This is a genomic window from Pseudorhodobacter wandonensis (assembly GCF_001202035.1).
Taxonomy (GTDB): Bacteria; Pseudomonadota; Alphaproteobacteria; order Rhodobacterales; family Rhodobacteraceae; genus Pseudorhodobacter; species Pseudorhodobacter wandonensis.
This window is the reverse complement of sequence record NZ_LGHT01000025.1, coordinates 267232-291819: the sequence shown is the minus strand read 5'-3', so window position 1 is coordinate 291819 and position 24588 is coordinate 267232. Positions and strand designations below refer to the sequence as shown.

General features: G+C 57.5%; 22 protein-coding genes. 15 read left to right on the top strand and 7 right to left on the bottom strand.

Annotation, left to right across the window (positions count from 1 at the left end):
- Positions 1-72: 72 nt before the first annotated feature.
- Genes AKU79_RS05410 through AKU79_RS05390 form a run of 5 tightly spaced genes read left to right on the top strand, consistent with a single transcriptional unit; the run spans position 73 to position 4913 of the window.
- Positions 73-1485 carry a circularly permuted type 2 ATP-grasp protein gene (locus AKU79_RS05410; RefSeq protein ID WP_050522533.1) on the top strand — a complete coding sequence of 471 codons (1413 nt, stop codon included), beginning with the start codon at positions 73-75 and terminating at the stop codon, positions 1483-1485.
- Positions 1486-1489: 4 nt separating this feature from the next.
- Entirely contained in the window at positions 1490-2440 is a 951-nt protein-coding gene (locus tag AKU79_RS05405; RefSeq protein WP_050522532.1) for an alpha-E domain-containing protein, read from the top strand.
- Positions 2440-3249: a transglutaminase family protein gene (locus AKU79_RS05400; RefSeq protein WP_050522531.1), complete on the top strand. Its 810-nt coding sequence runs from the start codon at positions 2440-2442 to the stop codon at positions 3247-3249. Before AKU79_RS05405 ends, AKU79_RS05400 begins: the two co-directional genes overlap by 1 nt.
- 33 nt (positions 3250-3282) lie before the next feature.
- Positions 3283-4005 carry a peptidase gene (locus AKU79_RS05395; RefSeq protein ID WP_050522530.1) on the top strand — a complete coding sequence of 241 codons (723 nt, stop codon included), beginning with the start codon at positions 3283-3285 and terminating at the stop codon, positions 4003-4005.
- Entirely contained in the window at positions 4005-4913 is a 909-nt protein-coding gene (locus tag AKU79_RS05390; protein ID WP_050522529.1) for an NAD(P)-dependent oxidoreductase, read from the top strand. The genes AKU79_RS05395 and AKU79_RS05390 overlap by 1 nt, the downstream gene beginning before the upstream one ends.
- 90 nt (positions 4914-5003) lie before the next feature.
- Here the strand turns inward: AKU79_RS05390 and AKU79_RS05385 are convergent, their stop codons facing one another.
- Both AKU79_RS05385 and AKU79_RS05380 read right to left on the bottom strand, forming a co-directional pair.
- Positions 5004-5933, bottom strand: coding sequence for an alpha/beta hydrolase (locus AKU79_RS05385; protein WP_050522528.1), 930 nt, complete (start codon positions 5931-5933; stop codon positions 5004-5006).
- A gap of 3 nt (positions 5934-5936) precedes the next feature.
- Positions 5937-6221: an SCP2 sterol-binding domain-containing protein gene (locus tag AKU79_RS05380; RefSeq protein WP_050522527.1), complete on the bottom strand. Its 285-nt coding sequence runs from the start codon at positions 6219-6221 to the stop codon at positions 5937-5939.
- Positions 6222-6299: 78 nt separating this feature from the next.
- Here AKU79_RS05380 and AKU79_RS05375 point away from each other — a divergent pair, with 78 nt between their 5' ends.
- The 5 genes from AKU79_RS05375 (at position 6300) to AKU79_RS05355 (ending at position 11317) form a co-directional block, all read left to right on the top strand.
- A complete protein-coding gene (locus AKU79_RS05375; protein WP_050522526.1) occupies positions 6300-6860 on the top strand; it encodes a tetratricopeptide repeat protein in 561 nt (186 codons plus the stop codon).
- Between the two features lie 15 nt (positions 6861-6875).
- Complete coding sequence (locus AKU79_RS05370; protein ID WP_050522525.1) at positions 6876-9746, top strand: helicase-related protein; 2871 nt, start codon at positions 6876-6878, stop codon at positions 9744-9746.
- Positions 9747-9749: 3 nt separating this feature from the next.
- Positions 9750-10118 (top strand): RNA-binding S4 domain-containing protein, encoded by a 369-nt coding sequence (locus AKU79_RS05365; protein ID WP_082223936.1) that lies wholly within the window; start codon positions 9750-9752, stop codon positions 10116-10118.
- A 61-nt stretch (positions 10119-10179) separates the two neighbouring features.
- A complete protein-coding gene (gene fdxA / locus AKU79_RS05360; RefSeq protein WP_050522524.1) occupies positions 10180-10518 on the top strand; it encodes a ferredoxin FdxA in 339 nt (112 codons plus the stop codon).
- A 289-nt stretch (positions 10519-10807) separates the two neighbouring features.
- Entirely contained in the window at positions 10808-11317 is a 510-nt protein-coding gene (locus AKU79_RS05355) for a CarD family transcriptional regulator (protein WP_050522523.1), read from the top strand.
- A 51-nt stretch (positions 11318-11368) separates the two neighbouring features.
- Here the strand turns inward: AKU79_RS05355 and cobS are convergent, their stop codons facing one another.
- A complete protein-coding gene (gene cobS, locus AKU79_RS05350; protein WP_050522522.1) occupies positions 11369-12109 on the bottom strand; it encodes an adenosylcobinamide-GDP ribazoletransferase in 741 nt (246 codons plus the stop codon).
- 81 nt (positions 12110-12190) lie between these two features.
- Between cobS and cobT the strand changes: the two genes are divergently transcribed.
- Positions 12191-13201, top strand: coding sequence for a nicotinate-nucleotide--dimethylbenzimidazole phosphoribosyltransferase (gene cobT, locus AKU79_RS05345; RefSeq protein WP_050522521.1), 1011 nt, complete (start codon positions 12191-12193; stop codon positions 13199-13201).
- A gap of 88 nt (positions 13202-13289) precedes the next feature.
- Here the strand turns inward: cobT and AKU79_RS05340 are convergent, their stop codons facing one another.
- Together AKU79_RS05340 and AKU79_RS05335 are read right to left on the bottom strand one after the other, a co-directional pair.
- Positions 13290-15206 carry a cation:proton antiporter domain-containing protein gene (locus AKU79_RS05340; protein ID WP_050522520.1) on the bottom strand — a complete coding sequence of 639 codons (1917 nt, stop codon included), beginning with the start codon at positions 15204-15206 and terminating at the stop codon, positions 13290-13292.
- A gap of 51 nt (positions 15207-15257) precedes the next feature.
- A complete protein-coding gene (locus AKU79_RS05335) occupies positions 15258-15713 on the bottom strand; it encodes an Lrp/AsnC family transcriptional regulator (protein WP_050522759.1) in 456 nt (151 codons plus the stop codon).
- Between the two features lie 130 nt (positions 15714-15843).
- Here AKU79_RS05335 and hppD point away from each other — a divergent pair, with 130 nt between their 5' ends.
- Positions 15844-16935, top strand: a complete 1092-nt coding sequence (gene hppD, locus AKU79_RS05330; protein ID WP_050522519.1) for a 4-hydroxyphenylpyruvate dioxygenase — start codon at positions 15844-15846, stop codon at positions 16933-16935.
- A 67-nt stretch (positions 16936-17002) separates the two neighbouring features.
- Here hppD and AKU79_RS05325 read toward each other — a convergent pair whose 3' ends face one another.
- The gene (locus AKU79_RS05325) at positions 17003-20224 is read right to left on the bottom strand and encodes a hypothetical protein (RefSeq protein ID WP_050522518.1); all 3222 of its coding nucleotides are present in this window, start codon (positions 20222-20224) and stop codon (positions 17003-17005) included.
- 193 nt (positions 20225-20417) lie between these two features.
- Here AKU79_RS05325 and AKU79_RS05320 point away from each other — a divergent pair, with 193 nt between their 5' ends.
- The 3 genes from AKU79_RS05320 to AKU79_RS19205 all read left to right on the top strand — a co-directional run bounded on the left by AKU79_RS05320 (position 20418) and on the right by AKU79_RS19205 (position 22798).
- Positions 20418-21104, top strand: a complete 687-nt coding sequence (locus AKU79_RS05320; protein WP_050522517.1) for an SIMPL domain-containing protein — start codon at positions 20418-20420, stop codon at positions 21102-21104.
- Between the two features lie 83 nt (positions 21105-21187).
- Positions 21188-22399 (top strand): aminotransferase-like domain-containing protein, encoded by a 1212-nt coding sequence (locus AKU79_RS05315; RefSeq protein ID WP_050522516.1) that lies wholly within the window; start codon positions 21188-21190, stop codon positions 22397-22399.
- 120 nt (positions 22400-22519) lie between these two features.
- Positions 22520-22798, top strand: a complete 279-nt coding sequence (locus tag AKU79_RS19205; protein ID WP_156209488.1) for a hypothetical protein — start codon at positions 22520-22522, stop codon at positions 22796-22798.
- Between the two features lie 287 nt (positions 22799-23085).
- On the opposite strand, the gene AKU79_RS05310 is transcribed toward AKU79_RS19205, so the two are convergent.
- The gene (locus AKU79_RS05310; RefSeq protein ID WP_050522515.1) at positions 23086-24372 is read right to left on the bottom strand and encodes an O-acetylhomoserine aminocarboxypropyltransferase/cysteine synthase family protein; all 1287 of its coding nucleotides are present in this window, start codon (positions 24370-24372) and stop codon (positions 23086-23088) included.
- Positions 24373-24588 lie beyond the last annotated feature (216 nt).

The following is a 24588-nucleotide window of genomic DNA, read 5'->3' as shown; positions in this document are numbered from 1 at the left end:
GTTAAACCCCTGTCTTACTATCCCTAACGCAAGGCCCCAAATTGCCTGGCCTGACAGGGGGACATCACCTACATGACCAACTATTTCAATGAGATGTATGACGGTGGACAGGTTCGCGCGCCTTATGCCCAGCTTGATGAGTGGATGCGCAACATGCCCGCCGAATTGCAGCAGATGAAACAGGCCGAGGCCGAGGCGCTGTTTCGCCGCATCGGCATAACCTTTGCCGTCTATGGCGAGGGCGGCGACCCTGACCGGCTTATCCCTTTTGATATGTTTCCCCGCGTGTTTTCGGCTTTTGAATGGGCAAAGCTGGAACGCGGCGTCAAGCAACGGGCCCGCGCGTTGAACGCCTTTCTGGCCGATGTGTATGGGCGGGGCGAGATTGTGCGTGCAGGCCGCATTCCGGCCAATCTGGTTTATCAAAATGCAGCCTATGAAAAATCGGTCGTAGGCTTTTTGCCACCCAAAGGCGTTTATTCGCATATCGTTGGTGTTGATCTGGTTCGCACCGGGCCTGAGGATTTTTTTGTTCTTGAAGACAATTGCCGCACGCCTTCGGGCGTGTCCTACATGCTGGAAAACCGCGAGATCATGATGCGGATGTTCCCCGCCCTGTTCCGCGAAAACCGGATTGAGCCGGTAGATGTTTACCCCGACCTGCTGCGCCGTACATTGGCCTCGGTTGCGCCCAGCAAATGCAAGGGCGAGCCGGTGATTGTTATCTTGACGCCGGGTCACTTCAACTCGGCCTATTATGAACACAGCTTTTTGGCCGATCTGATGGGGGTCGAACTGGTCGAGGGGCAGGATTTGTTTGTCGAAGGCGAGTTTGTCTATATGCGCACCACCGAAGGCCCGCGCCGCGTGGATGTGATTTACCGCCGGATTGATGATGATTTCATCGATCCTTTGTGCTTCCGCCCCGATTCCATGCTGGGCGTGCCGGGTTTAATGGATGTGTACCGTTCGGGCGGCGTGTCGATTTGTTCTGCACCGGGCGCAGGGGTGGCCGACGACAAGGCTGTTTATACATTCGTGCCGGAGATGATCCGCTTTTATCTGGGCGAGGAGCCTATTTTGAACAACGTCCCGACGTGGCAATGTGCCAAGGCGGATGATTGCAAATATGTGCTGGATAATCTGAAAGAACTTGTCGTCAAAGAGGTTCATGGCTCGGGCGGTTACGGTATGCTTGTTGGCCCCAAATCGACCAAGGCCGAAATTGAGGATTTTGCCAAGCGCATCAAGGCCAAGCCGCATAATTACATCGCGCAACCCACGTTGGCGCTGTCAACCACGCCGACCTTTGTGGACCAAGGCATCGCCCCGCGCCACGTTGATCTGCGGCCATACTGCCTTGTGGGTGAGCGTGCCGAACTGGTGCCGGGTGGCCTGACGCGCGTGGCACTGACCGAGGGGTCACTGGTTGTGAACTCGTCACAAGGTGGCGGGGTAAAAGACACTTGGGTATTGGCGGGGTAATGATATGCTAAGTAGAACCGCCGACAATCTGTTCTGGATCGCGCGCTATATGGAACGCGCGGAAACCGCCGCCCGTTTGATGGAGGTGGGGGCGCGCAACTCGCTGATCCCTTCGGCGCATGGTCACCGCAGCGAATGGGACAGCCTGCTGCACGCCATTGGCACGGCCGCCGCGTTCAAGGAGAAATACGGCGATCCGGTGCAGCGCAACATTGAAAGCCACTTGTTCTTTGACCGCGACAACCCTTCGTCGGTGGTTTCTTGCATCACGGCAGCGCGTGAAAATGCCCGCATCGTGCGCACAGCGCTGACCAGCCAGGTGTGGGATGCCATAAATGCCGCGTTTCAAGATCTGCGGCAGATGGAACGACAGCCACGATCCGAGCTGGATCTGAGCCGCCTGACCGAGTGGACCATGCGCCAAACCGCGATGATGCGCGGCGCCATCGAGGCGACACAACTGCGCGGCGATGGGTATGATTTCATGAACCTCGGCTATTATCTGGAGCGTGCAGACAGTACGGCCCGCCTGTTGGATGTGAAGTATTACGTCTTGCTGCCGCGTGTCGATTTTGTTGGTTCGGGTTTGGATAACTATCAATGGACCACGCTTTTGCGCGCCATGTCGTCTCACCGCGCCTTTCATTGGGCCTATGGTGGCGATGTAACGGCGCGTAAGATCGGGCATTTTCTGATCCTCAATCCGCAATGCCCGCGCTCTTTGCTGACCTGTGTTGATGGCATGGTCACGCATCTGGAACGGCTTGATCGTGGGTATCGGCGCAAAAGCACGGCCCGCTCGCAAGCGCGGTCATTGCTGGCCGAATTGGCCGAGGCTGAGGTTGGTGACATTTTTGACGAGGGCCTGCACGAGTTTCTCTCGCGGTTTATCCAGCAAACCGGCAAACTGGCGTTTGAAATTCATGAAAGCTATCTGAACGGGGATATTCGGTAATGCTGCTGACTGTCGATCATGTAACGCTGTACCGCTATAGCCAGCCCGTGCGGGGCGTGGTACAAAGCCACCGTTTGACGCCTTCAAAATTCGATGGCCAACGAGTCCTGAATTGGGAGGTTATCGTCAGTGACGGCATCCGCGGTGGCAGCTTTGTCGATGGCGCAGGCGATCATATTCAGGCGTGGACTGTTCAAGGCCCCGTGTCTGAGATCACTGTAACCGTGCGCGGCAAAGTTGAAACCACAGATTTGGTCGGTGTGCTGCGCGGTCATAAGGAAAAAGTGCCGCCGCAATGTTATCTGGGCGCTACCGCAGCCACTACGGCCGACATGGCCTTGGCAGAACTGGCCGATTCCGTTGACGCCGATGACAATGGATTGGCGTTGGCCCATGGCCTTTCAGCGCTGGTTTCAGATACTATTACCTATCGCACAGGCACTACCCACGCTATGACAACGGCGGCTGAGGCTTTGGCACAAGGCAAAGGCGTTTGCCAAGACCAGACACACGCGCTTTTGGTTCTTGCGCGGCGCAATAACATTCCTGCGCGTTATGTCTCGGGCTATTTGCATTCGACCCAAGACGGAGCAGCACATGAAGCGGCGCATGCCTGGGCCGAGCTGTGGCTGGAAGGGTTGGGCTGGGTCGGGTTTGACCCTGCGAATCGTTGCTCGCCGGATGAACGCTATATCCGGCTCGGATCGGGCCTTGATGCGATGGACGCGGCCCCGATAAAAGGCACCGCGCGCGGCCAAGGCGCCGAGTCGCTTGACGTAAAGCTTGAAGTTCAGCAAAGCGAGCAGTAGCAGTTACGTTTAGCGTCTTTGGGTGGAGCATCTATGACATATTGTGTTGGCCTTTTGCTGGATGCAGGTATCGTGCTGCTGTCAGATACGCGCACCAATGCGGGGCTGGATAACATTGCCACCTATCGCAAGATGTTCGTGTTCGAGGAACCGGGCGACCGTGTGATTACCATCCTGACCGCGGGCAGCCTGTCGGTCACGCAAACCACGATGGCCCGCCTGCGTGAAATTGCAGATGATCCGGATTCAACACCGGAAACGTCGATCATGAAGGCCGAAACCATGCTAAAGGTGGTCGATATCGTTGGCGCCAAGCTGGCCGAAGTGCGCGTGGATATCGGACAAAAGCTGTCGATGCTGCAGGCGGCCTCGGCGTCGATGATCGTGGCCGGGCAGCGAAGGGGGGGGGCGATGCGCATGTTTCTGGTCTATCCTGAAGGCAATTATATCGAAGCAACCGAAGACACCCCGTTCCTGCAGATTGGTGAGCATAAATACGGTAAGCCGATTCTCGACCGTGTGGTTACAACCCATACCAGCCTGAAAGACGCGCAAAAGGCTGTGTTGCTGTCGATGGATTCGACCCTGCGTTCGAACCTGTCTGTGGGCATGCCGCTGGATTTGGCAATTATTGAACGGGATGACTGCCGCGTAAGCCAACGCCGTCGGATTGAAGCCGGCGACGAATCGTTTCGTGCAATGTCTGAAGCATGGTCAGGCGCTTTGCGCGACGGCTTTTCGCAGATTGAACTCTGATGGAGCGAACCGTTTTTGTCACCGAACCTGTCCATCCTGATGCGCTGGCATTGTTGCGTGACGAAGGCTTTACGGTCATCGGCCCCGATATGCCCATGCAACCAGCCGATGCACTGCTGGTTCGGACCTGTGGAGTTTCGGCACAAGACGTTGCGCAATACCAGATGATTTCCAAACACGGGGTTGGTGTCGACAACATCGCCATGTCTGCTGCGGCGTTGGCAGGTGTGACGGTGATGAACACCCCGGGTGCGAATGCAGCTGCGGTAGCAGAGCAGACAATTCTGCTGATGTTGGCCCTGGCGCGCAATCTTGATGGCCAACGATCTGTTGCGCCAGGCCAAGCTGCATCGCAAGTGTTGGGCTTAGAGGGGCGTCGGCTGTTGATTGTCGGCTTTGGTGCGACAGGCAAGCGTGTCGCGGCACTGGCCAAGGCATTGGGGATGAATGTGACAATCCATTCGCGCGATTTAAAGGAAGCGCGGCATTTGGGCTATCCGGTTGCGCCTGATTTAGGCAAGGCGCTGCCCTTTGCCGACGTGGTCAGCCTGCATTGCCCGTTGACAGCACAAACCCAAAACTTGTTTGCAGCCGAGGCTTTTGCGCAGATGCCTGTGGGGGCTTTGTTGGTCAATTGCGCCCGCGGCGGGCTGGTGGATGAGGCTGCGTTGATCGACGCGCTGAACGCTGGCCATTTGGGCGGGGCGGGTCTGGATGTCACAGTGACCGAGCCGTTGCCAATGGATGACCCTTTGCGACGCACGCCGAATGTGATCTTGACGCCGCATGCGGCCACGTTGTCGGCAGGGGCGTTTCGGCGCATGGGAATGATGGCAGCCCAGAACATTCTGGACTATTTTGCGGGGCGCGCCAAAGCGGAATATGTGCTTTTGCCCAAGGAACTATAGCGTTTACAGGCCAATCGCGGGGGCGCTCGCGCCCCCCTTCGCCTTGCGGCGAATTCCCCCCTGAGGATATTTGGGCCGAACAGAAAGCAATTAGGTGTTTTTCTGGAAGAGTTCCGTCGTCATTTCAAAGAACTGTTGTCGGGTTGAGGGTATTTCCATCATGATTTCATGCTCGGCGTTTGGAACAAGGACCAGATTTCCTTTGGGCCAGCGCGCCATTCGGTCATGAATGGGCAAGGGATCGACGACTTTTTCCTCGGCCCCCAAAAAACACAGGCAAGCAAGATCGGGTGAGGGCAGGTTTGCCAGATTGCGGCATTCGTGCATCGCCTCATCCAGCCAATGAAGGCCGGGGCCGCCCAAGGCCAGTGAGGGTTGTTGTTTCAGTTGGTTTTGCATCCAGGCATAGGTTTCGGCGTCTCGTGTCAGGACATTGCCGAAATAGGGAAATGTGTTGACGTAAGTATCGCCGTTGGTCCCGGGCGCATAGCGATGTCCCTGGCCTAAAGCGCGCGCGGTACGGGCCACCATCCGCGCGACAGGGGCCAAGCCGGGCGCCATCCGAATGCCCCACATTGGTGCGGTGAAGGCCGCCGCCTTGACATTCAGCCCGTTCAGCAAAGCCCGTAGGCCGATGCAGCCGCCCATCGAATGTGCCACTAGGTAGAGCGGACCTGTCAGGGAAAGCTCATCCAGTTTGGCAAGAACGGCTTGTAAGTCTAATTGATAATTGGAGAATTTTTCAATATGGCCAACCATCGGGTCTGGTTTTGGCCGGTCCGATAACCCTTGTCCACGCCAGTCGATGGCCACGCAACCATAGCCACGCGCTGCAAACTCTGCAGCGACGCGCCCGTATTTTTCAATGTATTCTGTCCGCCCCGGAAACAGCAAAACTGTTCCTTTGTCACCGCCAGGCCATGCCGCCATACGCAGGCGTGTGCCATCTTTGGCGGTGAGCCAATAGGCGCGGCCCCCTGCGGGGCCTTGCGCCAAGTCATTATAGAGCGGGGCGTCCACGGACTAACCCAGCGCCGAGGCAAGTTTCATCGCCATCCCCATCGAGCCGTCAACCGACAACTTGCCCGTCATGAACGCGGAAGTCGGGTTCATTTCACCTTCCAGAATCGCCTGGAAAACCTCGGTGTCGGCGGTCAACGTCACGTCTGCTTCATCATCACCGGCCCGCACGCCGTTTTCATCGATCATGATGGCGCCTTCGCCTTTCAGCACAAATTTCGCCACCCCGTCAAAGCTTTGCACCTTTTCGGCCAGTTTCGCTACGGCGGTGTCAATTAAAGAACTCATCGTATATCCCCTCTATCATCATCTGAAAGTGAGCTTTGGGATATGGCAATTCCCGCAACACACGCTACAGTTTCACTTATGAAACCACGCGCATCATTAAACAATCGTATCGTTGCGGCACTTTTTCCGATTTTGCTGGGGCTTAGCGCCCTACCGGCAGTATCGGCAGGGCTTGATGATCTGTTTTCGCAGCTACAAACCGCGACGCCGCTTGAGTCTAACCGGATTGAGCGGCAAATCTGGCGCGAGTGGTCAAAATCCGGCTCGGCCTCAATGGACTTGCTGTTGCAACGTGGCCGTGATGCGCTGGACGAGGGTGATACCGCTGCTGCGATTGAACATCTGACCGCGTTGATCGACCACGCGCCTGACTTTGCCGAAGGTTGGAATGCGCGGGCCACGGCCTATTTTCAAGCTGGGCTATATGGCCCCTCGGTTGCTGATATCCAGCATGTGCTTGCGTTGAATCCGCGGCATTTCGGCGCAATGGTCGGGTTTGCACGGATTCTAGAGGATACGGACAGGCCGGAACGCGCCTTGGTGCTCTATCGCGCCGCGCTTGCTATACATCCCAATCTTGACGGGGTAAAAGACGCTATCGACCGGTTGGAAACCAAAGCCGCCGGGCAAGAAATGTAACTAAGGCAAAGCCCTATGCGCAGCACCGCGCGGGTAACGGCGGTTCTGGGACCGACCAATACCGGCAAAACCCATTACGCAATTGAACGCATGCTGACCCACCGGACGGGGGTTATCGGCCTGCCATTGCGCCTGCTTGCGCGTGAGGTCTATGACCGGATCGTGGCGCAGCGTGGCCCCAATGTTGTTGCGTTGGTCACGGGTGAAGAGCGCATTGTCCCTGATCGCACGCAGTATTGGGTTTGTACGGTAGAGGCGATGCCGCTGGAAATCGGCGCCGATTTTATTGCGATTGATGAGATCCAACTGTGCGCAGATGACGAACGTGGCCATGTCTTTACCGACCGTTTGCTGCGGGCGCGGGGGCTGCATGAAACGCTGTTTCTGGGCGCCGATACGATGCGCCCTGCAATTGCGGCACTTGTGCCGGGGGTGCAGTTCATGGCCCGCCCGCGCATGTCCGAGCTGGCCTATTCCGGGTCGAAAAAGATCGCCCGGATGCCAGAACGCAGCGCAATCGTCGGGTTTTCGGTCGAAAACGTTTACGCGATTGCCGAACTCATCCGCCGCACCAAAGGTGGTTGCGCGGTTGTTATGGGGGCGCTTAGCCCGCGTACGCGCAACGCGCAGGTGGCGCTCTATCAGAATGGCGATGTGGATTATCTGGTTGCCACTGATGCCATTGGCATGGGTTTGAACCTTGATATCAACCATGTGGCCTTTTCCTCGACCGCCAAGTTTGATGGCCGTCGGATGCGGGCGCTTTACCCGCAAGAGCTGGCGCAGATCGCTGGCCGTGCCGGCCGCCATACGGCACCGGGCACCTTTGGCGTGACAGGCGAGGCACGGCCGCTGAATGATGATGTCGTGGACGCGATTGAACAGCACCGCTTTCAGCCCGTCCGCAAATTGTCATGGCGCAATGAGCAGCTTGAATTTGGCACTGTCCCACGCCTGATTTCCGCGCTGGAACGCCACACTGACAATGATTGGCTGTCGCGTGCACGCGATGCTGATGATGTGACCGCGCTAAAAACCCTGTCGGCGGTGCCCGAAATCAGTGACCGCGTCAAAACCCCGCAGGATGTGCGCTTGTTGTGGGACGTGTGCCGCATTCCCGATTTTCGCGGAATTTCGACCTCGGAACACGCAAACCTGCTGCAAACCATCTTTGATTATTTGCGCAAAGGGCCGATTCCCGCCGATTGGTTGGCCCGGCAGATAAAGTTCATTGACCGGACCGAAGGCGACATTGACACATTGTCCAGACGTTTGGCCTTTATCCGGACGTGGACATATGTCACCCAACGCAAGAATTGGGTTGTAGACGAATCCCATTGGCGCGACGAGACTCGCGCTGTAGAAGACCGCTTGTCAGATGCGCTTCATGCGCGGCTGACCCAACGATTTATTGACCGGCGCACTTCTGTGCTCATGCGCCGGTTGAAGCAAAAGGAGAGCCTTGTGGCCGAGGTTAATGATAAAGGCGAAGTGACTGTCGAAGGCGAATTTGTCGGGAAACTGGAAGGTTTCCGGTTCCGGCAAGATGCCAGCGCGTCACCAGATGAGGCGCGCACGCTGCGCATGGCAGCCGTTCAGGCGCTAAAGCCCGAATTCCACCTGCGGTCGGACAAGTTCTATAACGCCCCCGACACCGAGCTGGATTTCACCGAGCAGGGGGGCCTGATGTGGGGCAGCTCGGCTGTGGGCAAGCTGGTGGCCGGTGCCGATGCGCTGCGCCCGACGGTTGAGGCATTCGTCGATGAAGACGCCGGCCCCGACATCACCGAAAAGGTAAAGCGCCGCCTGCAGCATTTTATCGACCGCAAGGTTGCGACCCTGTTCGAGCCGCTGTTGGCGATGAGCCGGGATGAGACCCTGACTGGCATGGCCCGTGGTTTCGCGTTTCAGATGGTCGAGGCGCTTGGCATCATCCCGCGTGAAAACGTGGCCGATGAGGTGAAGGCGCTGGACCAAGAGGCGCGCGGCCAGCTGCGCAAGCATGGCATCCGTTTTGGTCAATATACGATCTTTCAGCAGCTGTTGCTGAAACCTGCGCCTACCCGTTTGCGGTTGGTTTTGTGGTCTCTTGCCAATGGCTTGCAGGAATTTCCTGAAAGCCCGCCTCCCGGTTTGGTGACCATTCCGAATATCGCGGATGTGCCCCAGCAGCATTACACGCTGGCAGGTTATCGCCCCGCAGGCAGCCGAGCGATCCGCATTGATATGCTGGAACGTCTGGCTGATATGCTGCGCGGCGAAGACAGCCGCGGCGGGTTTGAAGCAAAACCTGACATGCTTTCGATCACTGGTATGACGCTGGACCAGTTTGCCGATCTGATGGCGGGTATGGGCTATAAAGGCGAAAAGGCCGAACGTCCAAAAGCCAAACCCGCAGCCCCGAAAGAGCTGACCGCCGAGGCAATCGCCGAAGCTGCCGCAGCCGCTGCCGCCGCAAGCAAGATCATCGTCGAGGATGAGGCCGCACCTGTGGCTGATGCCGAGGTTGCCGCTGCGACCGACGCCGCAGCTGCACCGGAACCAGCGGTCGAGATGGAAAGCTTCTACACCTTTACATGGGCACCTCGCCCGCGTGCCGACCGTCGCCCACCACGCCGCGATGCAAAACCTGCAGGCGATGCCGCCCCGAATGCTGAAAAGCGTGAAGGTGGCAAACCGCGCGGCGAAGGCCGTGGTGACCGCCCGGCAGGGCAGGGCAAGCGCCCCGAGCGCTCCGAAGGCGGCTATAAGGGCAAGGGCAAAAAAGGCGGCAAGCCGCCGCAAAACAGCCCGCAAAAGTTCGAATCGCGCCCCGCAAGGCCCGAGAAAAAGATCGATCCTGACAACCCGTTCGCGGCCCTCGCAGCACTTAAGGGCAAGATCTGACCCTTGGCTGGGCGAAAAGATAAAGCGGCGGGCAGTTCATCTGCCCCCGCTGAAACCGGCCCCGATTGCGGCCCCGACAAGCAGCGCGTTGATAAATGGCTGTTCTACGCGCGGTTCTTTAAAACCCGCGCCCTTGCTACGGCTCAGATTACCAAAGGCCGTGTGCGCCTGAATGGCCAACGCCAATCCAAACCCGGTCATGCCATTTCCCCCGGCGATATCATTAGCTTTCCGATGGGCGACCAAAAACGTGAGGTTCGTGTGCTTGCCACCGGCACCCGCCGCGGCCCCGCGTCCGAGGCCCAAACGCTTTATTTTGACCTTGATGAACCCGAACCAAACGCCGCAGCCCCTGCATCGCCGCTTGAATGATCGGCGCAGGTGTTTTAACCAAAGACGCAAATAGACCGTCTGCAAAAAAGATGAGGCCACCATGACCTATGTCGTGATCGACAACTGCATTGCCTGCAAATACACCGACTGCGTCGAGGTTTGCCCCGTAGACTGTTTCTATGACGGCGAGAATATGCTGGTCATCCATCCTGATGAGTGCATTGACTGCGGGGTTTGTGAACCCGAATGCCCAGCCGACGCAATCCGCCCCGATACTGAGCCGGATATGGAAAAATGGGTGGAATTCAACCGCAAATATTCCGAGAAATGGCCGGTTATCGTATCAAAGAAAGACCCGTTGCCGGGCTATGAAGAGCGCGACGGCGAAAAGGACAAATTGTCGAAGTACTTCTCTGAAGCCCCCGGCGAAGGCGGTTGATCGGCGAATCAATTTACCTTGGGTCAATCGGCGAAGTCTAGCCTAACGCCTTGATTTGCAGGCGCCGTCTGCGCAGCGGCCCGATTCTAAGCCTGTTGGAATCGGGGTGATTCTGTGTTATACAATTGTTACAGATAACCAAGGACGGCCACCCAAACCCAGTCCCTACGCCAGAGCTGCCAGCCTGCGGGGAACATCTAAACCTGAAAAACGCGATCGTAGCCTTTTGGCTATGTGCGTCCTTTTTCGTGTCACAATAGGGTGTGCGTCCAAGCAAGGAAGTGACTGTATGACAAAGACTAAAAAGCCTGAGTTTCGTCCGGACGAGTTTGTTGTTTATCCTGCCCATGGGGTGGGCCGTATCGTTTCCATCGAAGAACAGGAAATTGCGGGCCTTCATATGGAACTTTTTGTTATTTCCTTTGAAAAAGACAAGATGACCTTGCGGGTACCAACGCATAAAGCGACCGAGATCGGTATGCGCTCGTTGTCTTCGCCAGATCTGATCAATAAAGCGCTGGATACGCTTAAGGGCAAAGCCCGTGTGAAACGTGCGATGTGGTCGCGCCGCGCCCAAGAGTATGAGCAAAAGATTAACTCGGGTGATTTGCTGTCGATCGCCGAAGTGGTGCGCGACCTGCACCGCAGCGATGACCAACGTGAGCAAAGCTATTCCGAGCGTCAGTTGTATGAGGCTGCTTTGGAACGCCTGACCCGCGAAGTTGCGGCTGTTTCCGGCGTTGACGAAAAAGGCGCACAGAAAACTGTTGGCGATGTGTTGACCGCCCGCGCCGCCTAAGCCTCTTTAAAGACGACTAAAACGGCGGCCCTTTTGGGCCGCCGTTTTACTTTACAGGGTTGCGGCCAAAACGACCAAGCCCGCCGCCTCGGCCAATTGCTGGCTTGCGCCCAAAATGTCGCCGGTTTGTCCGCCGATTTTCGCCCGCGCTACCAGTGCCAATGCTAAAACCACCATGGCCGTAGCCAGAACCATCCAGAGGCCAGACCAGCCAAGGCATCCCGCCGCCGCCAGCCCGATCATCACCGCTATGTCTGCCGACGTCTGTGGCACTTGCCCCACTGATTGCGCCAATCCCTTGCCACGGGCATTGGGCATTGCTGTCATCAGAACGGCCATCGGGGCGCGTGACAGTACAGCCACGGCAATAAGCCCCCACCAAACGCCGCCGGTTAGAAGGGTCGCAATCGCGCTCCACCGCACCAGACCCAGCACCAACAGCGCCATCACGCCGTAGGTGCCGATATGGCTGTCTTTCATGATCTCTAGCCGCCGCGCGGGTTCCCACCCGCCCCAAAGGCCATCGGCAGTGTCGGCCAGCCCGTCTTCGTGCATTGCGCCGGTCATCATTGCTTGCGCCCCTAGCACCAGTGCCGCCGCAACACCCGCGCCCAAAGGCAAAGCCACAAACCCGAGCAGTGCCGCCAAACCGCCAACAACGGCGCCTGCAAGCGGCCAAGCCCAAGCGGCCCTCGGCCCTGCTATCCGCTCCGATGCAGGCATTGGCAGCCGCGTCAACAATCGCAATGCGCCCGAAATATCGCCAATCAACCCTGTGTCGTTTTGCTTCACTGTTTCGTCCCTTTCGGCACTGGTCAAATCCTTGCGGCTTAGGTACCCAAGCTGACAGAAATCGACAAGGACGCCAGCCCCATGACCCAAACTTTCACTGATTTGACCGCATTCAGGGCCATTTTGGCCAATGCGCCTGGCCTTGATAGCGCTGCGGCGCAAGGTGCCAAGGATCGCAACGGCCAGTTGACCAAGCCGCCAGGTGCTTTGGGGCGGCTTGAGGATCTGGCGATTTGGTATGCTGCTTGGCGCGCCAATGAACGCCCGCAGATTGCCAACCCGCAAGTGATTATTTTTGCAGGTAATCACGGCGTTGCGGCACGCGGTGTGTCGGCCTTTCCGCCCGAGGTTACGGTGCAAATGGTCGCGAACTTTCAAGCGGGCGGCGCGGCGATAAACCAGCTGTCCAAAGCCTTTGGTGCGAAAATGTCAGTTCACGCGCTTGAGCTTGACCGCCCCACCGCAGACTTTACCAAAGCACCTGCGATGACTGAGGCAGAGTTGCTAACCGCCTTGAAAACCGGTTGGGATGCTGTTGATCCCACTTCCGATCTGCTTGTCACTGGCGAGATGGGGATCGGCAATACCACCCCCGCCGCCGCAATTGCTTGCGCATTGTTTGGGGGAGAGGTTGCAGATTGGGTAGGACGCGGCACCGGCGTGGATGACGCGGGACTGGCGCGCAAAGCCGAAACTGTAGGCTTGGGGCTTGCATTGCACAGATCGCGCGACCCGCTTGACGTGCTGGCATGCCTTGGCGGGCGCGAGATTGCTGCGATGACCGGTGCAATCGCCCGTGCACGGGCGGAACGCATCCCGGTCATCCTTGATGGCTTTATCTGCTGCGCCGCTGCTGCCGTTCTGGCCAAAATGCAAACCGGCGCGTTGGACCATTGCGTGGCAGGGCATGTAAGTGCCGAAGGCGCCCATCCCGTGTTGCTGCGCCACTTGGGGCAAGAGCCCTTGTTGAACCTTGGTTTGCGGCTGGGCGAAGGCTCGGGCGCGGCTGTTGCGATTGGTGTGCTGAAAGCGGCGGTGGCCTGCCATTCTGGTATGGCTACCTTTGCCGAGGCGGGCGTCGCGGCGGGGTAGGCGGGCAGGGGGCGCTCGCGCCCCCTCTTGGCCTTGCGGCCAATTCACCCCCTGAGGATATTTGGACCGAAAAGAAAGCGGACGCCGATTACTGTGCCGCCTCTAGGTTTGCGCGGGTTTCATCTAGATCACGGCTCATTGCATCGGCCAGATCGCGTTCCAGTTGCACGGCACGCGCCACATAGGCATCGTTCAAATGCACGGGTTGGCCCGGCACCCATAGCTCGGCGAGATCGCGCAAGGCAGCGCGTTCCACCTTGAAATAGGTTTGGGTCATTTTGGCGGCTTCATAATCGGTGAATCCGATGTTTTCCAATACATAACGACCAGCACGAACTGAGCTATCATATGTTTCGCGTACGATGTCGTTTGCCCCGGCCTTATAGAGGGCAAACACATGCGGGCGATCATAGGCGCGTGCGATAATGTGCAGGTCGGGGCGATGTTTGCGGGCATGGGCCACGATTTTCAGAGCGTTTTCCTGATTGTCGACCGCTACCACCAGCACCGAAGCCTCGGCCAAGCCTGCTGCCTCTAACAACTCCGGCCGCGTCGGATCGCCGAAAAAGCCTTTGGCGCCAAAGCGCCGCATTTGTTCAATCGCATGCATATCGCTGTCGAGCACTACCGTCGAGCCGCCGCTCATCCGGACCAAGCGGTTGACGGTTTGACCAAAGCGGCCCACGCCGGCGATGATTACGCGGCCTTGTTCGTCGATCACATCCGCGGGATCTTCTTTCTCGCGGGTTTTCATGCGTTTCGCCAACGCCTCATACCCGATGAAGAGCGCCGGTGTCAGCAGCATTGACAGACTGATGATCAGCAACACGATCTCGGCAATCGACGATGGCAAAATCGACTGTTTGCGCGCAAAGCTGACCAACAGAAAGCCGAACTCGCCCGCCTGTGCCAGCCCCAGGGCAAACAGCCAGCGGTTATGCCCGCGCACTTTGAATATCACCGAAAGCAACAGCAAAACCGCAACTTTTAGGGCAATTACCGCTAGTGTCAGCGCCACAACGAGAAACGGATTTGCCAGTAAGACATCAAAGTTGATCCCGACCCCGACGGTGATGAAAAACAAGCCCATCAGAATGCCTTTGAAGGGCTGGATGTCGGCTTCGAGCTGGTGCCGGAATTCCGAGTTGGCCAAAACCACACCGGCCATAAACGTGCCCAAAGCAGGTGACAATCCGACCAGCATCATCAAGAACGCAATACCCAGCACCATCAGCAAGGAAATAAATGTGCTCATCTCGGGCAGCCGAGAGGCATGCACAAAACGAAATACCGGCCGGGTCAGGAAATGCCCTGCCAGCATGATGCCTACGACGATGCCCAATGTCATCATCGTCACGGCCCAGCCAGGCAAGGATTGTACAAGCGTCAGCAATGGTTCGGCCGGCCCGGCTGCGGCATGGGAATCTGTCACTACGTTGGGGTTGCTAATGCCAAAGGTGGCTGCCGAAATACCCTCGGGCATACCGGTGCCGCTGATCGCAAGCAGCGGGATAATCGCCAGAATCGGCACCACCGCGATATCCTGGGTTAGCAGGACTGCGAATGTTGCGCGCCCGCCGCCTGTACGCATCAGGTTCTTTTCTGATAGGGTTTGCAAGACGATAGCAGTAGAGGATAGCGAAAACAGCATCCCCAGCGTTGCCCCAACCTGCCAGCTGAAGCCCAGCCAATACGCGACGCCAGCAATTGCCCCGGTGGTCAGCACCACTTGCAAACCGCCCAAGCCAATCAGCTTGTGCCGCATATCCCACAGTGCGCGCGGTTCCAGTTCCAGCCCGATCAGGAACAGCATCATCACCACGCCAAATTCGGCGAAATGCTGCAAATCGGCGGTTTCGGTGCCGGCAAGGCCCATGATAGGCCCGACAAGAATACCTGCCGCCAAATAGCCAAGCACTGACCCTAAGCCTAGCCGAACTGCCAAAGGCACAATTAAAACAGCCGCACCAAGATAAATCGACGCCTGAAGCAGAAAACTTTCCATTACTATCCTTTAGGTCATTAGAAAATCGGACGGGGTGCCTAAATCGGACCCTTATGTTGGTAAGGCCGCGTCGGGTTTGAACTGATCCATTACGATCTGGCTTTGCGCACGTGATACCGAAGGGTGCGGTAACAAGACCTGATGGATCAGCCGGTTCAGCCCCGCCAAATCGGCGCACCAGACCCGCAGCAGGTAATCGGCCTCGCCGGTCAACGTCCAGGCGCTGATAATCTCGGGGCGTGTTGATATGAGGCTGGCGAAACTGCGTGCGCCATCGGGCGCGTGTGTAGCCATTTGAATTTGCACAAAGGCCTGCACCGTCAGGCCCACGCGGTCAGGGTTTAGCCGCGCGGTATAGCCTGTAATATAGCCCTCGGCCTCAAGCCTCTGGCGGCGGCGGCCAGCTTGCGAAGCTGACAAATGCAGCCTTTCGCCCAGTTCCTGCGCAGTCAGCATGGCGTTTTTTTGAACTTCGCTTAAAAGCCGGGCATCAAGATCATCCAGCAATGCGTAAACCCCGCGGAAAAAGTTTAAAAAATGCGCAGTTCGCGCATGCTTCGCCCCAAGTTTACCGAATAATGCGCAAAAAAGCGATGACTTTCGTGATAAACTTTTGTTACGTAAATAGGAGAGATTCATGGGCCCTTTCCCACATTCAGCCCCTCGGGCAAGCATTTCGGCAGAAAACCCCGCAGGCACGGATGGGTTTGAATTTGTAGAATTTGCGCACCCCGAACCGCAGGTCCTGCGTGATCTGTTTGGCCGCATGGGATATGTGCATACGGCGCAGCATAAGACCAAAGCGATCGAGCTGTGGCAGCAAGGCGACATTACCTATATCCTGAATACTGAACCCGACAGCCATGCGACCCGCTTTGCCGCCCAACACGGGCCTTGCGCGTCCTCGATGGGGTGGCGGGTGGTCAATGCACAGGCGGCTTATGCCCATGCGGTCACCTCTGGTGCCACGCCTTATGACGCCCCCGACAAGGCGTTGGATTTGCCTGCTATTGTTGGCATCGGTGGCAGCTTGATCTATTTTACCGATCAGTACGGCGACCAAAATCCCTACAGTGATTTCAACTGGTTAAGTTCTCCAAAACCCAAAGGCGTGGGGTTTTACTATCTCGATCACCTGACGCATAACGTCCACAAGGGCAATATGGATATCTGGTTTGCGTTTTACGGCGACATCTTCGGGTTCAAACAAATTCGGTTCTTTGATATCGAAGGCAAGCATTCTGGCCTCTACAGTCGTGCGCTTACCTCACCTTGCGGCCGCATCCGTATTCCAATCAACGAGGATCGCGGCGAGACCGGCCAAATTGTCGAATACCTCAAACGCTATAATGGCGAAGGAATCCAGCATATCGCCGTCGGCGCGGATGACATTTACAGCAGCGTAGATGAAATCGCGAACCGCGGTCTGAAGTTTATGCCCAAACCCCCTGCCGCCTATTACGAACTGTCCAAAACCCGCGTTACTGGCCATAGCGAGCCGCTGGACCGTATGGCCAAGCATGGCATTCTGATTGACGGCGAAGGCGTAGTCGATGGCGGCGAAACCCGTATCTTGTTACAGATTTTCTCAAAAACCGTGATCGGCCCAATCTTCTTTGAATTCATCCAACGCAAAGGCGACGACGGATTTGGCGAGGGCAACTTCCGGGCTTTGTTCGAATCCATCGAGCAAGATCAAATTGATCGGGGCGTACTCAAGGTCACATAGAGAGCTTCATGCTTGCTACGGATCGCCTTGCCAATCAGATCAAAGCCTACATTAAGGCCCAATCGCTTTAGCCGTTCGGCATTGACAGCGACAGCATCCGGCTGCCTTTCTTATAGCGGACTTCATTGTTCGTAATCGCGGCCACCGTGCCGCCGTCCAGACGATCACCTACCCGCACCTTGGAATACTTACCCGACGCAGTGCGGATCAATGCATAGCGTTTTCTATCCGAGCCATAAACCCCGATCAGGTTGGTCTTGGACAGGTTTATCGCGTTCTTGAAAGTGGCTTGCTGGGCCACATTGGCATGGGTTGGAATGCGCGGTGCAGATGCAACTGTGACCTCGGGCTCATCAGCTTGTTCCGGTTCTACTATGGCCTCGGGCGCTACAACCTGGCGGGTCGACTCGCGTGATGCTGCTGCAATCGCGGCCTCGACCGCGCCCGAAAAATCACGTGGCCGGGCGGCAGGGCGAGGTGACAGCGCAACCGTCAACGCCCCATCTTGTGCGGCCTGTTCTTGCGCCGCGGCTTTTGCAGCCAATGACGCAGCCTCAACCGCTTTGCTGGCCTCTTCTGCTGCAATCAAAACTGCTTTCGGCCGTGCAAGTGGCCGCAAGCTGGTCAGCCGCGCCAGTGCCGGGTCTTCGCTTGCCAAAGCGGCACCGTCATCCTGAGAAGGCGCCGCGGCTGCATCAGGCATGGCAGGCTTGCCCTTGGGGCGCGTATTATTCACATTCGCATCGGCCTGAAAAACAGAAGAAGGGCCCGTGCCCTCCGTTTGTGCTACCCCTGCGGTGCTGGCGTTAGCGGGATCTACCGCTGCTCCGCCCGGTGTGTCGGGCGGTGGGGGCGCCGCAGTGACCAAGTCAGGTGCCGTACTGACCGGGGAAGAAATCGCTGCCGGTCGGGCAGGGGGAAGCACTGGCGGCTTGGCTGCAATCAGCCAAAAACCTTCAGGCATGACCACGCCGTTTGCAGTGGCCTTGATCGTGCCATCAGGCTCGAATTCATATTGCGTACCAAAAGGCGGCGGCGCAGAGACCTGCGTAGGTGCCGAGTCAGGCTTTGAAATAGGGCGCGGCAAGGCAATCGCGTCAAAGCTGGGCTGCGCCTGATCGATGGCTGCCAAGAATATCTCGTCTTGCGGGCCGCGTCCTGGACCTTCGGCCTGCGCCTGGCCTTCGGTTTCGGCCAACGTAGGCGCCTTTTCGGCCGGTTCAGAGCCTGCAATCATTTCTGCAGCCGGCGGTTGGGTGTCACTCTGGGCCGTTGCAGTTACTTCTTCGATGGGCGGCAACTCGGCCTCTGCATCGGCCTGTATCTCGGCGTTCACTTCTGGCGCGGTCTCGGTTGCAACTCCGTCTGGCGCGGTTCCTTGGGTCATTGCGACTTCATCTGTGGTGGGGGCGGCTGCGGTCGTTGCCCCTGCATCAGCCTGCTGAACGGTCTCTGGGGTACCCGTATCGCGCGATAGGTACAGCGACGACCATGCAGCAATACCAGCAAGCACGGCAATCAAAACAAGCGTTAGAATCAGGCCCAGAAAACGGGGCTTGCCGCGACGAGGTGCCATCTTGGCGCCAAACGCACCCATGGTATTTGCAGAATCGGCACGTCCACCCGATTTAGGCAATATCGGCTTGGTCGCAGTTGCCTGCCCCGATTTTGCCAAAGCCTTTTTCTGCGTTTTGGATTTGAAGCGCGCCAAGGCGGCACCAGCACCCGGAATCCGTGCGGCGGTCACCTTTGCCGCCGCGACATTTGCCGCAACGCTTGCTTCGTCCTGCTTGGGCTTTGCCAACTCGGCCTTTGCGCCAGTTGCAAACGCGGCCGTCCCATTCAGCGGTTTTGGAGCGGATGATTTTGCAATTGCTGCAGCAAGTGTTGACGCAGGCTTTGACCCACTGACCGGGCGCGCGCTTGGCGCAGCCGGGCTTTTGGACTTGTCTGTAGACGGGTCTGCTTTTCCAAGTTCTGGTCGCGATGTTGCAGCAGGTTCTTTGGCGGAGTCTTTGGCCGAGGCCGGGCCAAGCGTAGGTGCGGCAGAGGTGGCATCGGCCCGCCGGCTGGTAAAAGCAGGAATCCCATAGGCTTTGGCCGCTTCGGGCTGCGGCGCGTTGGCTTTGCTGCCTTTGCCATCGGCAATGTTTTGGTCAGTTACCCCGTTAAAGGCTTCGGCCTTGGCGGCGGCGGCTTCGGCGGCCACGCGCTCCAAATCGGCGCGTTTGCGTTCGGCTTCGATCAGTGCAGTTTTGGTCTTCTCGCGCTCAAGCTGGGCCGCCTTGGCCTTTTCAGCCTCTTCGACAAGGCGCTTTGCCTCTGCCTGCGCAAGCTCTTGCGCGCGACGTTCCATTTCGGCTTTGGCGGCCTCGATCTTGCGCAAGGCTTCGGCATCAGCCGCCGCTTCGGCGTCAAGGCGTTCCTGCTCGTCGTCTTTGGCTTTTTGCGCGGCTTCGGCGTCTTGTTTGGCCTTTGCCTCTTGGTCAGCCTTTGAATCGGCAGCCAGCTTTTCAGCCGCTAGTTTCTCGGCTTTTTGTGCCTCGGTTTTTGCGTCTGCTTCTGCAGCTGCTTTGGCGTCTTGCTCGGCCTTGGCTGCCGCTTCGGCTTTTGCATCTGCTTTGTCGGCTGGTGCGGATTTGCTGCTCGCGTCGGCCTTGCCGTCTACCGCGTCCTCTGCGGCTTCTGCCGTATCTTCGTTATCTGTATCCTGTTTGACGGTTGCGGCCGTCTTGGGCGCATCACGTGCAATCACCTTTATCGGATCCTGATCGCGCGCAACCTTTTCACCCGCAGGCAAAACCGAAGCCGAAAGCTTGGTTACGCCAAACCATGGTTCGCCGGCAAATTGCCCCTCGGCAGGTGTGGTTACGAATGAGACCGGGTTAAACCGGTGTGTCGTGGCAAAGCCCTCTGCTTCATCCAGAGTTTCGCGCGCAACAACGGCAACCTTGACCTTGGGGCCGGTGCCCCACCAGTCAAACACCAAGTCCTCAACCGCGTAAGGGGTTAGCCCTTCCAAAGCCGCACGGATCTGTTTTTCACGCGTGGCCTTATCGGGGCCGGGGGCCTCAACCTCGGTGTACAAAATCTGGTCGGGCGGCAAAATCAGCTTGGTCGTGATTCCATGAGGCGACAGCCCCAGCGCCGACGCACGCAGGTATCCCAGCGCCTCGTCAAGATCGGGTGCATCGAAATTGGCCGTCCCAACCTCTAGCCAGCCGCGCGGGGTGCGGTGCAAAAGGCTTAATCCGGACTCAGTGATGTTCAGGGCAAAATTTGGTTTCATTGCACGCGTCTAGCACAAAAGGAAAAGGTGCGGAAAGTTCCGCCCTAGGTTAATACCGTCCTACAGCAGGTTTTTGCCGAATGAAAGAAAAAGCCCTCGATTTTTCAACACAATCGGCCCAAATCCGCCAAGACTCTGCTATTTGCCCGTGTCATTGCTAAGACAGCAGACGCAAAACCTAGGAGAACCCGACATGCGCGCCTACTACAGCCTGATTTTTCCAGCCTTTTTTGCTTTCGCCGCCCCATGTGCTGCCGAAACTGCGGCCGCGCAGATTACCATCACCGGCCAAGGCCAAGTTGCCGCTGCTCCCGATATGGCGACTGTCTCGCTTGGTGTGACGACAACGGCCAAAACTGCCCGCGCGGCGATGGAGGGGAATGCCAGCCAGTTGACGGTGGTTCTGGCCTCGCTCAAATCTGCAGGAATCGCGCCGCGCGATTTGCAAACCTCAAACCTTTCGCTGCAACCAAACTGGTCCAACAGCAGTGGGGGCAGCAACAGAATCGACGGCTATACCGCGTCCAACCAACTCGCGGTTCGGGTGCGCGATCTGGCCTCGCTTGGTTCCATCTTGGACGCCGCGATTGGTGACGGTGCGAACACATTGGGCGGGGTGCAATTCGGTATTACGGCACCCGCGCCCTTGCTCGACAATGCGCGTGAGGCGGCTGTTGCCGATGCCCGCCATCGCGCCGAGATTTTTGCCTCAGCGGCGGGTGTCACCCTTGGCCCGATTGTGACCATCACCGAGGCCGACACCTATAACCCAGCCCCGCAATTTGCCCGTGCCGCAATGGCCGACACCCCGGTCGAAGGCGGCGAGCTTTCGCTTTCCGCGTCGGTCACCATCACTTGGCAGCTTGTTCAGCCTAACTGATCCTGCGCTTACGTCAGCCTTATTGACTTACTCTCAAATCCGCGCCACTCCTTCTCCGAGCCATTTCGGGGAAGGGACAACAGATGAATTGGGACCACGTTTTCGCCAGCCGCACCAGCCGCATGAAGGCGTCCGAAATCCGCGAGCTGCTCAAGCTGCTCGACCAACCCGACATCATCTCATTCGCAGGCGGCATCCCTGACCCAGCGCTTTTTCCCGCCGCTGAATTCCAATCTGCAATCAGCGACATCCTAAGCGGCCCGCGTGCCGAGGCGGCGCTGCAATACTCGGTATCCGAAGGGTATAAACCGCTGCGCGACTGGATCGCCGGGCAAATGGGCCGCATCGGTGTGCCATGCGATGCGGACAACATCCTTATCACCTCGGGGTCGCAGCAAGCACTTGATTACTTGGGAAAACTGTTCCTTACCCCCAAAGATACGGCGCTTGTGGGTTGGCCCACATACCTTGGCGCGCTTGGTGCGTTCAACGCCTATGAACCAGAGTACGACCGCCTTGATCCGCGTGGCAACCGCGCGGCCGCCGACTATGCGCAAACCGCCGCTGCCAAAGGTGGCCGTGTAAAATTTGCCTATATGTCGGTCGATTTTGCCAACCCCACAGGCGAAACGCTTGACCATACCACCCGCGAAACCATGTTGCAGCTAGCCGAGGACCTGGACATCGCGATTATTGAAGACGCTGCCTACCAATCCCTGCGCTTTGATGGCGAGGCTATCCCACCGATCCTTGCGATGGAGATCGCGCAAAAGGGCAGTATCGAGGCGTGCCGCACGCTCTATTGCGGCTCGTTTTCCAAAACGCTTGCCCCCGGTCTGCGCGTCGGCTGGATTTGTGGCGCCAAGGAGGTCATCAGCCGCCTTGTCCTGATGAAGCAAGCCGCCGACCTGCATTCCTCGACACTGAACCAAATGGCCATCGCTGATGTGGCGGGTAAGATATTTGAAGACCATGTCGCCAAAATCAAAGCCGCCTATCGTGCCCGCCGCGACGCCATGCTTGCCGCTTTGGCCAAACACATGCCCGCCGGTGTTGAATGGACGCGGCCCGAGGGTGGCATGTTCGTCTGGATCACGCTGCCCAAAGGCATGGATGGCGCCGCGCTTTTGGCAAAATCCTTGCAAAACCAAAAGGTAGCCTTTGTGCCTGGTTCGGCCTTCTTTGCCGACGGTTCCGGCCGCAATACCATTCGCCTTTCATTCTCGCGCGTGGATGAGGTGACAATCGCCGAAGGTATCAAACGGCTAGGCGCACTTCTGAAGGCGGCTCAATAGGGCTGCCCTCCATGCCTCGACAGCAAGAATTGGCCCGAGATACACACTAAAAATACTACCAATTGACCTGTCTCGAGAGCAAGCGCATCCTTGATTTACTCTTTTTGATAGGAGGAAATCATGCAAAAGAGTGGAGGATGCCTACACCATTTTAAAGAATTCCTGAAAATCGGGTTTCTGGCGGCACTTGTTTTACCCCAAGCCGCGGCGGCCCAGCAATTTTTAAAACAAGATCAGTTGCTTGCGCCATTTCCGGGCGCAACCATAAACGGTAAAACCGCCCGAGGTATCCCGTGGACCCAAACCTATAGCGCGAAAAAGGGTGATACCAAGAAGGGAACAATCAAAGGCGTATTCGATGGCATCCAAATGGTATGTCGAAGGGGACAAATGGTGTGAAAACTGGGGCGATGGTCACGCCTGTTGGGATGTTGAGCAGGTCGACGCCAAATCACTGCGGCTCTATGAAAACGGCAAGGCAAAAAAGAACCTTTGGCATATTGAATAAAGTTGCCAAAACTACGAAATTTCCCTGCCCGGAGCAAACTGGGCAGGGGGCCGTCAGGCCAATGCTCTGTGCGCGCAGGTCGGGTTAACCCGTTCCTTCGGCAAGGGTAGGGTGCGCTTTAGCGCCCCGCACCACAAAGCGTCGGCCTGCAACTGTTCTTTTGCAGGCCGACCACTCTTTAACCTTTGGCCAAAGCCTGTTCCAGATCGGCGATAATATCGCCCGCATCTTCGATCCCGATTGACAGCCGCAGCGTATTCGGCGCGGCGCCTGCGGCCACTTGCTGGGCCTCGGAAAGCTGGCGGTGCGTGGTCGAGGCCGGGTGAATGACCAGGCTGCGCGTATCGCCCAAGTTCGCCACATGGCTGAACAATTTTAGGTTCGACACCAGCTTGACACAGGCTTCATACCCGCCTTTCAACGAGACGGTAAACAGCCCACCAGCCCCTTTAGGGCAAACCGTCGCCACCCGCGATTTATAGGGCGAGCTGTCCAGCCCCGCATAGGTGACTTTCTCGACGTTGGGATGCTTTTCCAGCCATTCGGCCACTTTCTGTGCGTTTTCCACATGCCGCGCCATGCGCAGCGACAGGGTTTCAATCCCCATCAACGTGTAATGCGCGCCTTGCGGGTTCATCGTCATGCCCAGATCGCGCAAACCGATGGCGATGGAATGGAAGGTAAAGGCCATGCCGCCAAGCGCTTCATGGAATTTGATCCCGTGATAGGCTGGTTCCGGCTCGGACAGGCTTGGGAACTTGCCACTCGCCGACCAGTCAAACGTGCCGCTATCCACCACACAGCCGCCGGTAACAGTGCCGTTTCCGGTCAAATATTTCGTTGTTGAGTGCACAACCAAAGTCGCGCCCAGCTTAATCGGCTGGCACAGATAGGGCGTGCCGGTCGTGTTATCTACAATCAGCGGCAAGCCCACTTTGTTGGCCACCTTGGCCACTACCGGAATATCGGTGATATAGCCACCCGGGTTCGCGATGCTTTCACAGAAAATCGCGCGGGTATTGTCATCGACAGCCGCTTCCAGTGCTTCCAGATCGTCGAAATCGACAAACTTGGCCGACCAGCCGAATTTGCGGATCGTGTTCGTGAACTGCTGGATTGTACCGCCATAAAGCCGGGTCGAGGCAACGACGTTGCAACCAGGCTGCATCAGCGGAAACAGCGCCATCAACTGCGCCGCGTGACCGGACGAGCAGCAGACAGCGCCCGCACCGCCTTCAAGCGCTGCAATCCGTTCGGCAAGGGCGGCGACGGTTGGGTTGGTCAGGCGCGAATAGATGTAACCAACTTCTTGCAAGTTGAACAATGCTGCCGCGTGATCGGCATCGCGAAACACATAGGCCGTGGTCTGATAAATCGGGATCTGCCGTGCGCCCGTCGCCGGATCAGGGTTTGCGCCCGCGTGAATCTGCAAGGTATCAAAGCTGTAATTGGCCGTATCTGACATCTGTCTTCCCCCTGGATAGGTCTGCAAAAGTGGCTCGTCTCGGGCGACGTTAAGGCAAAGCTGCCGGCAGTACAATTGGCCGATTTCAGGCAGGGACATCCGTCGCAGGGCGGTTTTCCCGAATTGAAAGTACATTCCAATACAAGGTTCCTGATCTGGCAATAGGCGGAAAAAAGCCGCTGGTCGAAACCAGCGTTTGCCAGAAAATTGTCTCAA

Bases quoted from the DNA above. Each gene is read 5' to 3' on its own strand.
- cobT (WP_050522521.1), top strand. From the start codon at position 12,191: ATGACCCAAACTTTCACTGATTTGACCGCATTCAGGGCCATTTTGGCC.
- AKU79_RS05410 (WP_050522533.1), top strand. From the start codon at position 73: ATGACCAACTATTTCAATGAGATGTATGACGGTGGACAGGTTCGCGCG.
- AKU79_RS05315 (WP_050522516.1), top strand. From the start codon at position 21,188: ATGAATTGGGACCACGTTTTCGCCAGCCGCACCAGCCGCATGAAGGCG.
- hppD (WP_050522519.1), top strand. From the start codon at position 15,844: ATGGGCCCTTTCCCACATTCAGCCCCTCGGGCAAGCATTTCGGCAGAA.
- AKU79_RS19205 (WP_156209488.1), top strand. From the start codon at position 22,520: ATGCAAAAGAGTGGAGGATGCCTACACCATTTTAAAGAATTCCTGAAA.
- AKU79_RS05405 (WP_050522532.1), top strand. From the start codon at position 1,490: ATGCTAAGTAGAACCGCCGACAATCTGTTCTGGATCGCGCGCTATATG.
- AKU79_RS05325 (WP_050522518.1), bottom strand. From the start codon at position 20,224: ATGAAACCAAATTTTGCCCTGAACATCACTGAGTCCGGATTAAGCCTT.
- AKU79_RS05340 (WP_050522520.1), bottom strand. From the start codon at position 15,206: ATGGAAAGTTTTCTGCTTCAGGCGTCGATTTATCTTGGTGCGGCTGTT.
- fdxA (WP_050522524.1), top strand. From the start codon at position 10,180: ATGACCTATGTCGTGATCGACAACTGCATTGCCTGCAAATACACCGAC.
- AKU79_RS05380 (WP_050522527.1), bottom strand. From the start codon at position 6,221: ATGAGTTCTTTAATTGACACCGCCGTAGCGAAACTGGCCGAAAAGGTG.
- AKU79_RS05375 (WP_050522526.1), top strand. From the start codon at position 6,300: ATGAAACCACGCGCATCATTAAACAATCGTATCGTTGCGGCACTTTTT.
- AKU79_RS05400 (WP_050522531.1), top strand. From the start codon at position 2,440: ATGCTGCTGACTGTCGATCATGTAACGCTGTACCGCTATAGCCAGCCC.
- AKU79_RS05320 (WP_050522517.1), top strand. From the start codon at position 20,418: ATGCGCGCCTACTACAGCCTGATTTTTCCAGCCTTTTTTGCTTTCGCC.
- AKU79_RS05310 (WP_050522515.1), bottom strand. From the start codon at position 24,372: ATGTCAGATACGGCCAATTACAGCTTTGATACCTTGCAGATTCACGCG.
- AKU79_RS05355 (WP_050522523.1), top strand. From the start codon at position 10,808: ATGACAAAGACTAAAAAGCCTGAGTTTCGTCCGGACGAGTTTGTTGTT.
- AKU79_RS05395 (WP_050522530.1), top strand. From the start codon at position 3,283: ATGACATATTGTGTTGGCCTTTTGCTGGATGCAGGTATCGTGCTGCTG.
- AKU79_RS05370 (WP_050522525.1), top strand. From the start codon at position 6,876: ATGCGCAGCACCGCGCGGGTAACGGCGGTTCTGGGACCGACCAATACC.
- AKU79_RS05390 (WP_050522529.1), top strand. From the start codon at position 4,005: ATGGAGCGAACCGTTTTTGTCACCGAACCTGTCCATCCTGATGCGCTG.